This is a genomic window from Mycobacterium sp. (genome assembly GCF_046091765.1).
In the GTDB taxonomy this organism is placed as follows: Bacteria; Actinomycetota; Actinomycetes; order Mycobacteriales; family Mycobacteriaceae; genus Mycobacterium.
The window spans coordinates 1-12863 of record NZ_JBJTCF010000001.1 but is presented as its reverse complement, the minus strand read 5'-3'; the positions used below and the strand labels follow the sequence as shown (position 1 = coordinate 12863).

Annotated in this window: 13 protein-coding genes; 12 read left to right on the top strand and 1 reads right to left on the bottom strand. The window is 69.9% G+C overall.

The features are described from left to right. Positions 1-10: 10 nt before the first annotated feature. A complete protein-coding gene (fadD2, locus tag ACKOB8_RS00065; RefSeq protein ID WP_526374371.1) occupies positions 11-1690 on the bottom strand; it encodes a long-chain-fatty-acid--CoA ligase FadD2 in 1680 nt (559 codons plus the stop codon). A gap of 49 nt (positions 1691-1739) precedes the next feature. On the opposite strand from fadD2, the gene ACKOB8_RS00060 reads away from it, so the two are divergent. The 12 genes from ACKOB8_RS00060 to ACKOB8_RS00005 all read left to right on the top strand — a co-directional run. Beyond that, complete coding sequence (locus ACKOB8_RS00060) at positions 1740-2219, top strand: SRPBCC family protein (RefSeq protein ID WP_526374369.1); 480 nt, start codon at positions 1740-1742, stop codon at positions 2217-2219. A gap of 47 nt (positions 2220-2266) precedes the next feature. Then, positions 2267-4006, top strand: a complete 1740-nt coding sequence (locus ACKOB8_RS00055) for a sulfatase-like hydrolase/transferase (protein WP_526374407.1) — start codon at positions 2267-2269, stop codon at positions 4004-4006. Between the two features lie 40 nt (positions 4007-4046). Further along, complete coding sequence (locus ACKOB8_RS00050) at positions 4047-5396, top strand: NAD-dependent succinate-semialdehyde dehydrogenase (RefSeq protein ID WP_526374367.1); 1350 nt, start codon at positions 4047-4049, stop codon at positions 5394-5396. A gap of 13 nt (positions 5397-5409) precedes the next feature. Continuing rightward, positions 5410-6015 carry a LysE/ArgO family amino acid transporter gene (locus ACKOB8_RS00045; protein ID WP_526374365.1) on the top strand — a complete coding sequence of 202 codons (606 nt, stop codon included), beginning with the start codon at positions 5410-5412 and terminating at the stop codon, positions 6013-6015. Positions 6016-6035: 20 nt separating this feature from the next. Then, entirely contained in the window at positions 6036-6734 is a 699-nt protein-coding gene (locus ACKOB8_RS00040; RefSeq protein WP_526374363.1) for a queuosine precursor transporter, read from the top strand. An 18-nt stretch (positions 6735-6752) separates the two neighbouring features. Continuing rightward, on the top strand, positions 6753-7388 hold the full coding sequence (locus ACKOB8_RS00035; protein ID WP_526374405.1) for a 5-oxoprolinase subunit B family protein: 636 nt from the start codon (positions 6753-6755) through the stop codon (positions 7386-7388). Next, a complete protein-coding gene (locus ACKOB8_RS00030) occupies positions 7385-8278 on the top strand; it encodes a 5-oxoprolinase subunit C family protein (protein WP_526374361.1) in 894 nt (297 codons plus the stop codon). The genes ACKOB8_RS00035 and ACKOB8_RS00030 overlap by 4 nt, the downstream gene beginning before the upstream one ends. A gap of 13 nt (positions 8279-8291) precedes the next feature. After that, positions 8292-8858, top strand: coding sequence for a GNAT family N-acetyltransferase (locus ACKOB8_RS00025; protein ID WP_526374359.1), 567 nt, complete (start codon positions 8292-8294; stop codon positions 8856-8858). 124 nt (positions 8859-8982) lie between these two features. Beyond that, positions 8983-9279, top strand: coding sequence for an Rv0250c family protein (locus tag ACKOB8_RS00020; RefSeq protein WP_526374357.1), 297 nt, complete (start codon positions 8983-8985; stop codon positions 9277-9279). 96 nt (positions 9280-9375) lie between these two features. After that, positions 9376-10176: a succinate dehydrogenase subunit SdhC gene (gene sdhC, locus ACKOB8_RS00015; RefSeq protein WP_526374403.1), complete on the top strand. Its 801-nt coding sequence runs from the start codon at positions 9376-9378 to the stop codon at positions 10174-10176. A gap of 30 nt (positions 10177-10206) precedes the next feature. Beyond that, complete coding sequence (locus ACKOB8_RS00010) at positions 10207-12153, top strand: fumarate reductase/succinate dehydrogenase flavoprotein subunit (protein ID WP_526374355.1); 1947 nt, start codon at positions 10207-10209, stop codon at positions 12151-12153. Beyond that, the coding region (locus tag ACKOB8_RS00005; protein ID WP_526374353.1) for a succinate dehydrogenase/fumarate reductase iron-sulfur subunit at positions 12154-12863 on the top strand (710 nt) is incomplete at its 3' end.

Sequence of the window (12863 nt, the reverse complement as noted above, 5' to 3'; positions counted from 1 at the left end):
CCCCGAGCGGTTACGCCAGCTCGATCTGGCGCAGTTCGCGCTTGAGGATCTTGCCGGTGGGGTTGCGTGGCAACTCGGCCAGGAAGACCACCTCGCGGGGGACCTTGTAGCGCGCGAGATGATCGCGGACGTAGTCCTTGACCGCCTCCTCGGTGAGCTCGGCCCCCTCCTTGAGCACGACGAACGCCCGCAGCCTGGCGCCGAACTCCTTGTCTTCGACGCCGAGCGCGGTGGCTTCGATGACGTCGGGGTGTCCGCTGATGAGGTCCTCGACCTCGGCCGGGAAGACGTTCTCCCCACCGGAGACGATCATCTCGTCGTCGCGGCCGCTGACGTAGAGCAGCCCGTCCTCATCGAAGTAGCCGACGTCACCGGAGGACATCAGGCCGTCGATGATCTGCTTACCGCCGCCGCCGGTGTACCCCTCGAACGGGAAGGTGTTGCCGACGAAGATCCGGCCGACCTGCCCCTGCGGCACTTCGTGGCCGCTGTCGTCGAGGATCTTGACCTTGACCCCTTTGACCACCGGGCCCACGGTGGCCGGGTTCTTGGCCAGATCCCGGGGCCCGGCGATGCTGGCGAAAGCGATCTCGGTCGAGCCGTAGAGGTTGTAGACCACCGGGCCGAGGAGCCTCATCGCCCGCGACGCCAGTTCGGCGCCGAGCTGCGAACCGGAGACGAAGACGATCCGCAGCGAGGACAGATCGGGCTTGGTCTCCATCTTCTCCAGGGCGTCGAGCATGCGGGAGAGCATGACCGGCACCACGACCACCGCGGTGACCCGGTGCTTGGGGATGTCCTCGAGCACCGCGGCCGGGTTGAACCTGCGGTGCAGCACCAGCGTCGAGCCGAGCGTGAGCGCCAGGGTGGCGTGCAGATAGCCCAGGGCGTGAAACATCGGCGAGGGCAGCGAGGTGACCTCACCGGCGCGGAACGGCACCGCCGAGAGCACGCCGCCGAGCGGGGCGAGCGTGGGCGGGGTGCGCCGGTTGGCACCCTTGGGCGTCCCGGTGGTGCCGCTGGTGAGGATGATGATCGACGACCGCGCGGTGGCCTTGGGGGCGGGTGCTGAACTGCTGCGCGCGATCAGCTGGGCCAGGGTTTCGTCGGTGCTGCGCGAGGACCTGCCCTTGTCCGGGTTGGTGCCCAGCGCGCGCAGCTTGCCCAGCGCCGGCTTGGCCAGCTTGACCCCCGTGGCGTACTCGTCGTCGTAGATGATCAACTTGGCGCCCTCGCGCTCGGAGACGTCGCGGATCTGCGGTCCGGAGAACTCGGTGTTGAGCATGATGGTCCGGGCACCGACGCGAGCGCAGGCATAGTTGGCGATCAGGAACCAGCGGTGGTTGCGGGCCAGGATCGCCACGCCGTCGCCGCCCTTGACCCCCAGCGCGAGCAGTCCGTTGGCCACCGCGTGCGCGGCCTGGTCGAGCTCCCGATAGGTCATCGAGCCCTCGCCGTCGACGATCGCCAGCCGGTTCGGGGTACGCCGGGCGTTGAGCGCAGGGACCATGCCGATCTCGCCCCAGCGCCGGACGTCCGCGACCGTCGCGGCCAGGTTCTGCGGCGCCTCGATCTTCAAGGCCCCCGAGGCGATGATCTTCTGCAGGTAGTGCAGCTCGGCGGAGCCGCGTTCGGCGTACTTCTTCGCTCTGGCGAACGCGCCGGCGGTGAGGTCGGTGATCGATGCCATGGGGCCAGAGTAGGAGAAACCGTCTTTCGCGGATGCCTATTCTGGGCCGGTGGCATCTTCTGGGGCGGTGACGTCGGTGAGCCGGACCCGAACCGTGGCCGCCCCGCCGGAGGCGGTCTGGGAGGTACTGGCCGACTTCGGCTCGATCAGCTCCTGGGCGCCCAACGTGGACCACTCCTGTCTGCTCGAGCACGGCGCCGGCGGCCCTGCGGCCGGCACCACCCGACGGGTGCAGGTCGGGCGCAACGCCCTGGTCGAGTGCATCGTCGAGATCACCCCGCCGACGGTCCTGGAGTACTGCATCGAGGGGCTGCCGACACGGCTCGGCCGGCTGACCAACCGCTGGACGCTGAACTCCGGCGGATCCGGCCGCACCGAGGTCACCCTGACCAGCACGGTGCGGGGCGGTTGCGGGCCGCTGGCTCGCCTGAACGCCGCATCGGTCGGCAGGATCGCGGGCAGGATCATGGCCAGACAGTCCGAGGACATGCTCGCCGGACTTGCCGCCCGACTGGAGGGATCACCGTGACCGAACGCCCTGAACACCCCGATCCCCGACCCGATGTGGTCGTCGTGATGACCGACGAGGAACGCGCGATCCCGCCGTACGAGTCCGACGAGGTTCTGGCCTGGCGCGCGCGGACGCTGGCCGGCTGGCGCTGGTTCGACGAGCACGGGGTGAGCTTCGGCCGGCACTACACCGGCTCGCTGGCGTGCGTGCCGAGCCGGCCGACGATGTTCACCGGGCAGTATCCCGATCTGCACGGCGTCACCCAGACCGACGGCATCGGCAAGGTGTTCGACGATTCCCGGATGCGGTGGCTGCGGCCCTTCGAGGTGCCGACGCTGGGCAACTGGTTCCAGGCGGCCGGCTACGACACGCACTACGACGGCAAGTGGCACATCTCGCACGCCGACCTGACCGACCCGCGCACGGGGCGGACGCTGGCCACCAACGACGACGCGGGGGCGGTCGACCCCGACGCCGTGCGACGCTACCTGGAGGCCGACCCGCTGGGTCCGTTCGGCTTCTCCGGATGGGTGGGCCCCGAACCGCACGGGGCGGGCCTGGCCAACAGCGGCCTTCGCCGCGACCCGCTGATCGCCGACCGGGTGGTCGCCTGGTTGGAGGACCGCTACGCCCGCCGCCGCGCCGGCGACCCGGCGGCGTTGCGCCCGTTCCTGCTGGTGGCCAGCTTCGTCAACCCGCACGACATCGTGCTGTTCCCGACCTGGGCGCTGCGCAGCCCGCTGCGGCCGTCGCACCTCGACCCGCCACCGGTCCCGCCGGCCCCCACCGCCGACGAGGACCTGCGCACCAAACCGGCCGCGCAGATCGCGTTCCGGGAGGCCTACTACTCCGGGTACGGCCCGGCTGCCGCCGTCGAACAGCTCTACCGGCTCAACGCCCAGCGCTACCGCGACCTCTACTACCGGCTGCACGCCGAGGTCGACGGGTCGCTGGACCGGGTTCGCCGCGCGGTCACCGAGGGTTCGGCCGAGGCGGTGCTGGTGCGCACCGCCGATCACGGCGACCTCCTCGGGGCGCACGGCGGTCTGCACCAGAAGTGGTTCAACCTCTACGACGAGGCGACCCGGGTGCCGCTGAGCATCGCCCGCACGGGTGCCCGGAGGACCGAACCGCGCACGGTGACCGCACCCACCTCCCACGTCGACCTGGTCCCGACCCTGCTCGCCGCGGCCGGTGTCGACGTGGCGGCCGCCGCCGCCGAACTGGGCAGGTCGTTCTCCGAGGTGCATCCGCTTCCGGGCCGTGACCTGATGCCGGTGGTCGACGGCGGGCCCGCCGACGAGGACCGCGTGGTCTACCTGATGACCCGGGACAACATGCTCGAGGGCGACTCCGGCGCCTCGGGACTGGGCCGGATGCTCAAGCGGACGGTGAATCCGCCCGCACCGCTGCGGATCCGGATTCCGGCGCACACTGCCGCGAACTTCGAAGGCATCGTGGTCCGGGTCGCCGATCTCCCGGGGGCCGACGGGGCCGACGGGCAGGTGAACGGGCACCTGTGGAAGTTGGTGCGAAGCTTCGACGACCCGTCGACCTGGACCGAACCGGGGGTGCGCCATCTCGCCGCCAACGGCCCCGGCGGCGAGGTCTATCGCAGCAGTCCGCTTGATGACCAGTGGGAGCTCTACGACCTGACCGCGGACCCGATCGAGGCGGACAACCGCTGGCCCGACCCGGAGTTGCACGGGTTGCGCGCCCATCTGCTGGCCCGGCTCAAGGAAAGCCGTGCGGTTTCGGTACCCGAGCGCAACAATCCGTGGCCGTACACCGCCCGACGGTCGTAGGCTCCGAGAGACGACGAGGATTGATCCTGGAGAGGTCCCCATGAACACGTATGCAGTAGTAAACCCGGCGACCGGCACGGTGGAGCGGGAGTACCCGACCGCGACCGACGCCGACATCGAGCAGGCGCTGGCCGCGGCCGAGAAGGCCTACCGGGAGTGGTCGAAGAGCTCGACCGTGGCCCAGCGGGCGGCCCTGATCAAGAAGGTCGCCGATCTGCACACCGAACGCCGGGAGCAACTGGCCGACATCATCAACCGGGAGATGGGCAAACCCGTCGAGCAGTCGCTGGGCGAGGTGGACTTCAGCGCGGCGATCTACGAGTACTACGCCGATCACGCCGGGAAGTTCCTGGCCGACGAACCGATCGACCTGCTCGACGGCGAGGGCAGCGCGGTGATCCGGCGCGAACCGGTCGGGGTGCTGCTGGGCATCATGCCGTGGAACTACCCCTACTACCAGGTGGCCCGGTTCGCCGGTCCGAACCTCGCCCTGGGCAACACCATCGTGCTCAAGCACGCCCCGCAGTGCCCGGAATCGGCGGCGGCCCTCCAGCAGATCTTCGATGACGCCGGGTTCCCCAAGGGCGCCTACGTCAACGTCTATGCGACCAACGATCAGATCGCGAAGGCCATCGCCGACCCGCGGGTGCAGGGCGTGTCGCTGACCGGGTCGGAACGGGCGGGCGCCGCGGTCGCCGAGATCGCCGGCCGCAACCTCAAGAAGGTGGTGCTCGAACTCGGCGGGTCCGACCCCTTCATCGTGCTCAGCTCCGACGACCTCGACGCCACCGTCGACGCCGCATTCGCGGGGCGGTTCGAAAACACCGGCCAGGCCTGCAACGCCGCCAAGCGCTTCATCGTGGCCGCCGACCTCTACGACGACTTCGTCGACCGGTTCACCAAGAAGGTGCTGGACTGCGCCGACGGCCTGGCCCCGCTGTCGTCGGCCGCCGCGGCCGAACGGCTTTCCGAGCAGGTCGAGCGAGCCGTCGCCGACGGCGCCAAGCTGGTGTCCGCCGGCGAGCGCAAGGGTGCCTTCTTCCCGCCGGGCGTGCTGACCAACGTCTCCCCGAAGTCGCCGTCCTACCAGGAGGAGCTCTTCGGCCCGGTCGCGACGGTCTACAAGGTCGGCTCGGAGGACGAAGCGGTGAAGCTGGCCAACGACACGCCGTTCGGCCTCGGCTCGTACGTGTTCACCACCGATGCCGAACAGGCCAAGCGGGTGGCCGACAAGATCGACGCCGGGATGGTGTTCATCAACGGCGTCGGCGCCGAGGGCGTCGAGTTGCCCTTCGGCGGGGTCAAGCGCTCCGGTTTCGGACGCGAGCTGGGCCGGTTCGGCATCGACGAGTTCGTCAACAAGAAGCTGATCCGCACCGTCGCGACGTGACCGCGCTCCCTGCGTGCACGCACTCTCCGGGTTCGCCACCGGGTTCGCCACCGGGCTGAGCCTCATCGCCGTCATCGGCGCCCAGAACGCCTTCGTGCTGCGGCAGGGCATCCGGGACGAACACGTCCTCGCCGTGGTCACCCTGTGCACCGTGTCGGACTGGGTCCTGATCGCGGCCGGGATCGCCGGCGTCGGCATGGTGGTGGGCGCCCATCCGCACCTGATGGCGGTCGCCCGCTACGCGGGCGCGGCGTTCCTGATCGGCTATGGACTGCTGGCCGCACGGCGCGCCTCCCGCCCCTCGGCCTTGACCCCGAGTGCCGAGGCGCCGGCGCGGCTGACCACGGTCCTGCTGACCTGCCTGGCGCTCACCTTCCTCAACCCGCACGTCTACCTCGACACCGTCGTCCTGCTGGGCACGCTGGCCAACCAGTACGCGGCCGACCGCTGGCTGTTCGGCGCCGGGGCGGCGGCTGCCAGCGCGGTGTGGTTTTTCAGCCTGGGTTTCGGCGCCCGTCGGTTGGCCGGCGCGTTCGCCCGTGCGCGCACCTGGCGGATCCTGGACGGGCTGATCGCAGTGACCATGATCGGCCTCGGCGCCACGCTGGCACTCGGTTGAACCCATGCTTGGATGAAGCGGTGACCAGGGACGTCGGCACTGCGCCACGCGACGCCGCAACACCGGGCTTCGCCGCCGTCGGCAGTGCCTACTATCCGATCCTGGTCGCGGTCTTCACCGCGCTGGTGATCATCTCCAACGTCGCCGCCACCAAGGGCGTCGCCTTCGGGCCGATCATCACCGACGGCGGTTTCATCGTCTTTCCGCTGACCTACGTGATCGGTGATGTGCTCGCCGAGGTGTACGGCTTCCGGGCCGCCCGCCGGGCGATCCTGGTCGGGTTCGTGATGAACGGTGTTGCCGCCCTGGCGTTCTGGGTGACGGTGTACCTGCCCGCTGCCGGCTTCTACCCCAACCAGGAGCACTTCGCGAACGTCGTCGGCGCCTACACCCAGCTCATCGTCGCCGGGCTGGCCGGGTTCCTGACCGGACAGACCATCAACGCGTGGACGGTGGTCAAGATCAAGCAACGCACCCGCGAGAAGCACCTGTGGGCGCGCCTGGTCGGCTCGACGTTCGCCGGCCAACTCGGAGACACCCTGGTGTTCTGCGCCATCGCCGCAGGGGCGATCGGCATTTCCACCTTCGCCGACTTCGCGACCTATGCCGCGCTCGGGTGGCTGTACAAGACCGCCGTCGAGGTGGTCATGCTGCCGGTCACCTACCGGGTGATCGGCTATCTCAAGCGGCACGAGCCCTCCTACGTCGCTCTGGTCTGATCGGCGGGAGTGACCGGAATGACGCCGTCGATCCGCGACTACGGAGACCGGGCATTGCTCGTGGAGTGCGGGTCGACCGACGAGGTTCTCGCGCTGGCCGGGGCGGTGCGCGAGGCGGGCCTGCCCGCCGTGGCCGAGGTCGTTCCGGGCGCACGCACCGTCCTGGTCACCCTGACCGGTGCCGAACGCCAGGCCCCGGCGCGTGTGCTGCTGGCCGGCCTTCTGGCCGGACCTGACGTGCGCCCCGGACCGGCGGCGGAACCCGCCGTCGCCGCCGTCACCATCGACGTGGTGTACGACGGCCCCGACCTGCCCGACCTGGCCGCGCGCCTGCAGATGTCGGTCGGGCAACTGGTCGCCGCCCACACCGGAACCGCGTGGCGGGTGGGATTCTGCGGGTTCTCCCCCGGCTTCGCCTACCTGGTCGGGGGCGACGTGCGGCTGTCGGCGGTGCCCCGGCGAGCCGAACCCCGCCCGCGGGTTCCGGCCGGTTCGGTCGCGCTGGCCGGAGAGTTCAGCGGGGTCTACCCGCGCGAGTCGCCGGGAGGCTGGCAACTCATCGGCCGGACCGACCGGGTGATGTGGGACGTCCGCCGGTCGCAGCCCGCGCTGCTCGCGCCCGGCGACCGGGTTCGCTTCCGGGCCGCGACATGATCGCCCTGGAGGTGCTGCGCACCGGGGGGCCGGCGCTGCTGGAGGACCTCGGCAGGCCCGGCCTCGCGCACCTCGGCGTCACCCGGTCCGGCGCGGCCGACCGGTCGGCGCACACGCTGGCCAACCGGCTGCTGGCCAACCCCGACGATCTGGCCACGGTGGAGATCACCCTCGGCGGGTTCACCGCCCGGGTGCGCGGTGGGGCCGTGGACATCGCGGTCACCGGCGCCGAATCCGCGGCAGCGGTGGACGGGGTGCCGTTCGGCGCCAACGCCGTTCAGCGTGTGCGCGCGGGGCAGGTGATCGCCCTGGGGACTCCGGTCCGCGGGCTGCGCAGCTACCTCGGCGTGCGCGGCGGGTTCGCGGCGGACCCCGTCCTGGGTTCACGCAGCTTCGACACGCTCTCCGGGCTCGGCCCGCGACCGCTGCGCACCGGCGATGTGGTACCGGTCGGCGACCCGGGACCCGGCTTCCCGCAGACCGACCAGGCGCCGGTGGGCCCGATCCCGGCCGGCGCGGTGGAACTGCGGGTCATCCCCGGGCCGCGCGACGAGTGGCTGGTCGATGCCGACGCGCTGGTGCGCACCCGATGGGCGGTCTCCGATCGCAGCGACCGGGTCGGGGTCCGGCTGACCGGCGAACCCCTGGCCCGCCGCTGGCCGGCGCGCGAACTTCCCAGCGAGGGCGCCGTGCGCGGAGCCATCCAGGTGCCGCCCGGCGGGCAGCCGGTGATTCTGGGCCCCGATCATCCGGTGACCGGCGGGTACCCGGTCGTCGGCGTGGTCGTCGACGCCGATACCGACCTGCTGGCGCAGCTGCGACCCGGCCAGCAGGTCCGGTTGCGCTGGATCCGCCCGCGTATCGCCGCGGGCACACCCGCGGGCTGGTAGAGCTGAGGCGGTGATGACCTCCAACATCCACCCCGTCCAGCCTGTCCACACCGCCCGACTGGTCCACACCAGCGACCTGGACGCCGACACGCTGGCCTACGCGCGCGACCTGCTCGACGGCGCCTACGGGGGCCGGTTCAGCGACACCGACTGGGATCACGCCCTCGGCGGCATGCACGCGATCATCGCCGTCCGGGGCGTCCTGATCGCGCACGCATCGGTGGTGCAGCGCCGACTGCTCTGCGGCGGCGCGTCGCTGCGCTGCGGGTACGTCGAGGGTGTTGCCGTCCGCGAGGACTGGCGCGGCCAGGGCCTCGGCCACGCCGTGCTGGATGCGGTCGAGCAGGTCATCCGGGGCGCCTACCCGGTGGGTGCGCTCAGTGCCGCCGCGGGGGCCGGGTCCCGGCTCTACCGTCCCCGCGGCTGGCTGCACTGGCAGGGGCCGACCGGCGTGCTCGCCCCCGGCGGGCTGATCCGGACACCCGGGGACGACGGCGGGGTGTTCGTGCTGCCGGTTTCGGTCAGCCTCGATCCGGCCACCGAGCTGATCTGCGACTGGCGGGACGGGGACGTCTGGTAGCCGGCCCCCCGCGGGCACTGTGCAGGCGACGCCCCGCGTGACTAGCATCGTTGACGAGCACCGGTGACTACCATTGGTGAGCACCGGTAAGCAGTCATTCTCCTGCGCGGCCCGAGGAGGTCCCGTGTCCAAAGCCACCCAACTCGCCGAACTGCACCACCTGGTCGGAAACCTCCGCCGGTGCGTCACCTCCCTGCGGGCCGACTACGGCGAAGGTCCGGCGATGCGCCGGGTCGCCATCGACACCGAGCGGATCCTCAACGATCTGGAACTGCTCGAGATGGACGCCAACGAACTCGAGTTCGCCTCGCACGTCGTGGCGAGTCCCGGTGAGAAGATCGCCGTCCCCGACACCCCCTACGATCACGACTTCTGGCGCGACATCGACGACGAGGGCGTCGGGGGGCACAACCGGCGCTGACCCGGCATGCCGACCCGCATGAAGCCGGGCTCAAAAGTCTTCGGTACCCTGCCCACAGGTCGACCTGAAGGGGACTAACCGCCGATGAGCGTGCCATTGAGGGAGCGGACTGGAGTCTTCTCCCCCGGTCGGGCCGAGATTTCCCAGCGCACACTACGGACCGACAAGTGGTGGCTTCCGGCGCTGTGGACCAACCTCGGCCTGACGATCTTCGTCGTCTACGCCACCGTCCGCGCGTTCATGCAGGACCACTACTTCGTTCCGGAGTACCACTACCTCACGCCGTTCTACTCGCCGTGCCTGAGCAAGGGGTGCGCGCCGGAGGCGAGCCATTTCGGCCAGATCCTGCCCGACGTGTGGTGGTTGCCCTATGCCGCGCTGTCACTGCCGTTCCTGCTGCTGTTCCGGGTGACCTGCTACTACTACCGCAAGGCCTACTACCGCTCGGTGTGGCAGTCGCCGCCGGCCTGCGCGGTGGCCGAGCCGCACGCCACCTACACCGGCGAGACGCGCTTCCCCCTCGTCCTGCAGAACCTGCACCGCTACTTCTTCTATGCCGCTGCCCTGATCTCGGTGATCAACACCTACGACGCGATCCTGGCCTTCCACTCGCCCTCGGGCTTCGGATTCGGCCTGGGCAACGTCATCCTCGTCGTCAACGTGATCCTGCTGTGGGTCTACACGCTGTCGTGCCACTCGTGCCGTCACGTCACCGGCGGCCGGCTCAAGCACTTCTCCAAACACCCGATCCGGTACTGGATCTGGACCCAGGTCAGCAGGCTCAACACCCGGCACATGCTGTTCGCCTGGATCACGCTGGGCACGCTGATCCTGACGGACCTGTACATCATGCTGGTCGCCAGCGGCACCATCGCCGACCTGCGTTTCATCGGCTGACCGGATTTCAGGAGAGGGTTGGAGCGAGGCATGGTTGAGATCGAACGGCACTCCTACGACGTCGTCGTCATCGGTGCGGGCGGCTCGGGTCTGCGGGCGGTGATCGAAGCCCGCCAGCGCGGCCTGAAGGTCGCGGTGGTGACCAAGTCGCTGTTCGGCAAGGCGCACACGGTGATGGCCGAGGGCGGCTGCGCGGCCGCGATGGGCAACGCCAACCCCAAGGACAACTGGAAGGTGCACTTCGCCGACACCATGCGCGGCGGCAAGTTCCTCAACAACTGGCGGATGGCCGAACTGCACGCCCAGGAGGCGCCCGAGCGGGTGTGGGAACTGGAGACCTACGGCGCCCTGTTCGACCGCACCAAGGACGGCCGGATCAGCCAGCGCAACTTCGGCGGCCACACCTACCCGCGGCTGGCCCACGTCGGGGACCGCACCGGCCTGGAGATCATCCGCACCCTGCAGCAGAAGATCGTCTCGCTGCAGCAGGAGGACAAGGCCGAACTCGGCGACTACGAGGCGCGCATCAAGGTCTTCCACGAGTGTGCGATCACCGAGCTGCTCCTCGATGAGAGCACCGGCCGCAAACGGATCGCCGGAGCCTTCGGCTACTGGCGCGAGACCGGGAAGTTCATCCTCTTCGACGCCCCCGCGGTGGTGCTGGCCACCGGCGGGATCGGCAAGTCGTTCAAGGTGACCTCGAACTCCTGGGAGTACACCGGCGACGGCCACGCCCTGGCACTGCGCGCCGGCGCCGGGCTGATCAACATGGAGTTCATCCAGTTCCACCCCACCGGGATGGTCTGGCCGCCGTCGGTCAAGGGCATCCTGGTCACCGAGGGCGTGCGCGGCGACGGCGGCGTGCTGAAGAACTCCGAGGGCAAGCGCTTCATGTTCGGCTACATCCCGCCGGTGTTCAAGGGTCAGTACGCCGAGACCGAGGCCGAGGCCGACCAGTGGCTCGCCGAGCAGCAGGGCTCGACCGACGGCTCCGCGCGGCGCACTCCGGACCTGCTGCCCCGCGACGAGGTCGCCCGGGCGATCAACACCGAGGTCAAAGCCGGCCGCGGCAGCCCGCACGGGGGCGTCTACCTGGACATCGCCTCCCGGCTGCCGGCCGACCAGATCAAACGGCGGCTGCCCTCGATGTACCACCAGTTCATCGAGCTCGCCGAGGTGGACATCACCCAGGACCCGATGGAGGTCGGACCGACCTGCCACTACGTGATGGGCGGCATCGAGGTCGACCCGGACACCGGGGCCGCCGCGACGCCGGGACTGTTCGCCGCCGGCGAGTGCTCCGGCGGGATGCACGGCTCCAACCGGCTCGGCGGCAATTCGCTGTCCGACCTGTTGGTATTCGGCCGCCGCGCCGGGCTGGGGGCCGCCGACTACGTGCGGGCCCTGTCGGACCGCCGCCCCGCGGTGGCACCGGAGACCGTCGAGGCGGCGGCGGCCCTGGCGCTGGCGCCGTTCACCGGACCGCAGGGCCAGGCCAAGCCGGAGAATCCCTACAGCCTGCACGCCGAACTCCAGCACACGATGAACGACCTGGTCGGGATCATCCGGACCGGTTCGGAGATGCAGGAGGCGCTGGACAAGATCGAGGAGTTCAAGGCCCGCTACCGCAACATCGAGGCCGACGGCCGCCGCGAATTCAACCCCGGGTGGCACCTGGCCATGGACATGCGCAACATGCTGCTGGTCAGCGAGTGCATCGCGAAGTCCGCCCTGGCCCGCACCGAGAGCCGCGGCGGCCACACCCGCGACGACTACCCGAAGATGGATGCCCAGTGGCGACGGACGCTGCTGGTGTGCCGGGCCGAGGGCGACGACGCGGTGGTGCCCGAGGTCAGCGTCACCCCGGAGGTTCAACCGCCGATGCGCGCGGACCTCTACGAGGTTTTCGAACTCGAGGAACTCGCGAAGTACTTCACCGACGAGGAACTCACCCAGCACCCCGGACGGAGGGCCTAGATGGGTTACCAAGCCAGTTTCAAGGTGTGGCGCGGCGACGACTCGGGCGGCGGCCTGCGCGACTTCGAGGTCGAGGTCAACGAGGGCGAAGTCGTCCTGGACGTGATCCACCGGTTGCAGGCCGAACAGGCACCCGACCTGGCCGTGCGGTGGAACTGCAAGGCCGGCAAGTGCGGTTCGTGCTCGGCCGAGGTCAACGGGCGCCCGCGGCTGATGTGCATGACCCGGATGTCGACCTTCGACCCGGCCGAGACGGTGACCGTGACCCCCCTCCGGACGTTCCCGGTGATCCGCGATCTGGTCACGGACGTGTCGTTCAACTACGAGAAAGCCCGCGAGATCCCGGCATTCGCCCCGCCGAAGGAACTCCAGCCCGGCGAGTACCGGATGGCGCAGATCGACGTCGAGCGCTCCCAGGAGTTCCGCAAGTGCATCGAGTGCTTCCTGTGCCAGAACACCTGCCATGCCGTCAGGGATCATGAGGAGAACAAGCGGGCGTTCGCTGGCCCTCGGGTGCTCATGCGCGTGGCCGAGCTCGACATGCACCCACTCGACACCCTCGATCGACAGAAGATGGCGCAGGAGGAACTGGGACTGGGGTACTGCAACATCACCAAGTGCTGCACCGAGGTGTGCCCGGAGCACATTCACATCACGGACAATGCGCTGATCCCGTTGAAGGAGCGCGTCGCCGACCAGAAGTACGACCC

Excerpts from the sequence above, each read along its gene's own strand:
- ACKOB8_RS00030 (WP_526374361.1), top strand. The coding sequence starts at position 7,385 with ATGATCGCCCTGGAGGTGCTGCGCACCGGGGGGCCGGCGCTGCTGGAG.
- ACKOB8_RS00025 (WP_526374359.1), top strand. The coding sequence starts at position 8,292 with ATGACCTCCAACATCCACCCCGTCCAGCCTGTCCACACCGCCCGACTG.
- fadD2 (WP_526374371.1), bottom strand. The coding sequence starts at position 1,690 with ATGGCATCGATCACCGACCTCACCGCCGGCGCGTTCGCCAGAGCGAAG.
- ACKOB8_RS00055 (WP_526374407.1), top strand. The coding sequence starts at position 2,267 with ATGACCGACGAGGAACGCGCGATCCCGCCGTACGAGTCCGACGAGGTT.
- ACKOB8_RS00035 (WP_526374405.1), top strand. The coding sequence starts at position 6,753 with ATGACGCCGTCGATCCGCGACTACGGAGACCGGGCATTGCTCGTGGAG.
- ACKOB8_RS00010 (WP_526374355.1), top strand. The coding sequence starts at position 10,207 with ATGGTTGAGATCGAACGGCACTCCTACGACGTCGTCGTCATCGGTGCG.
- ACKOB8_RS00050 (WP_526374367.1), top strand. The coding sequence starts at position 4,047 with ATGAACACGTATGCAGTAGTAAACCCGGCGACCGGCACGGTGGAGCGG.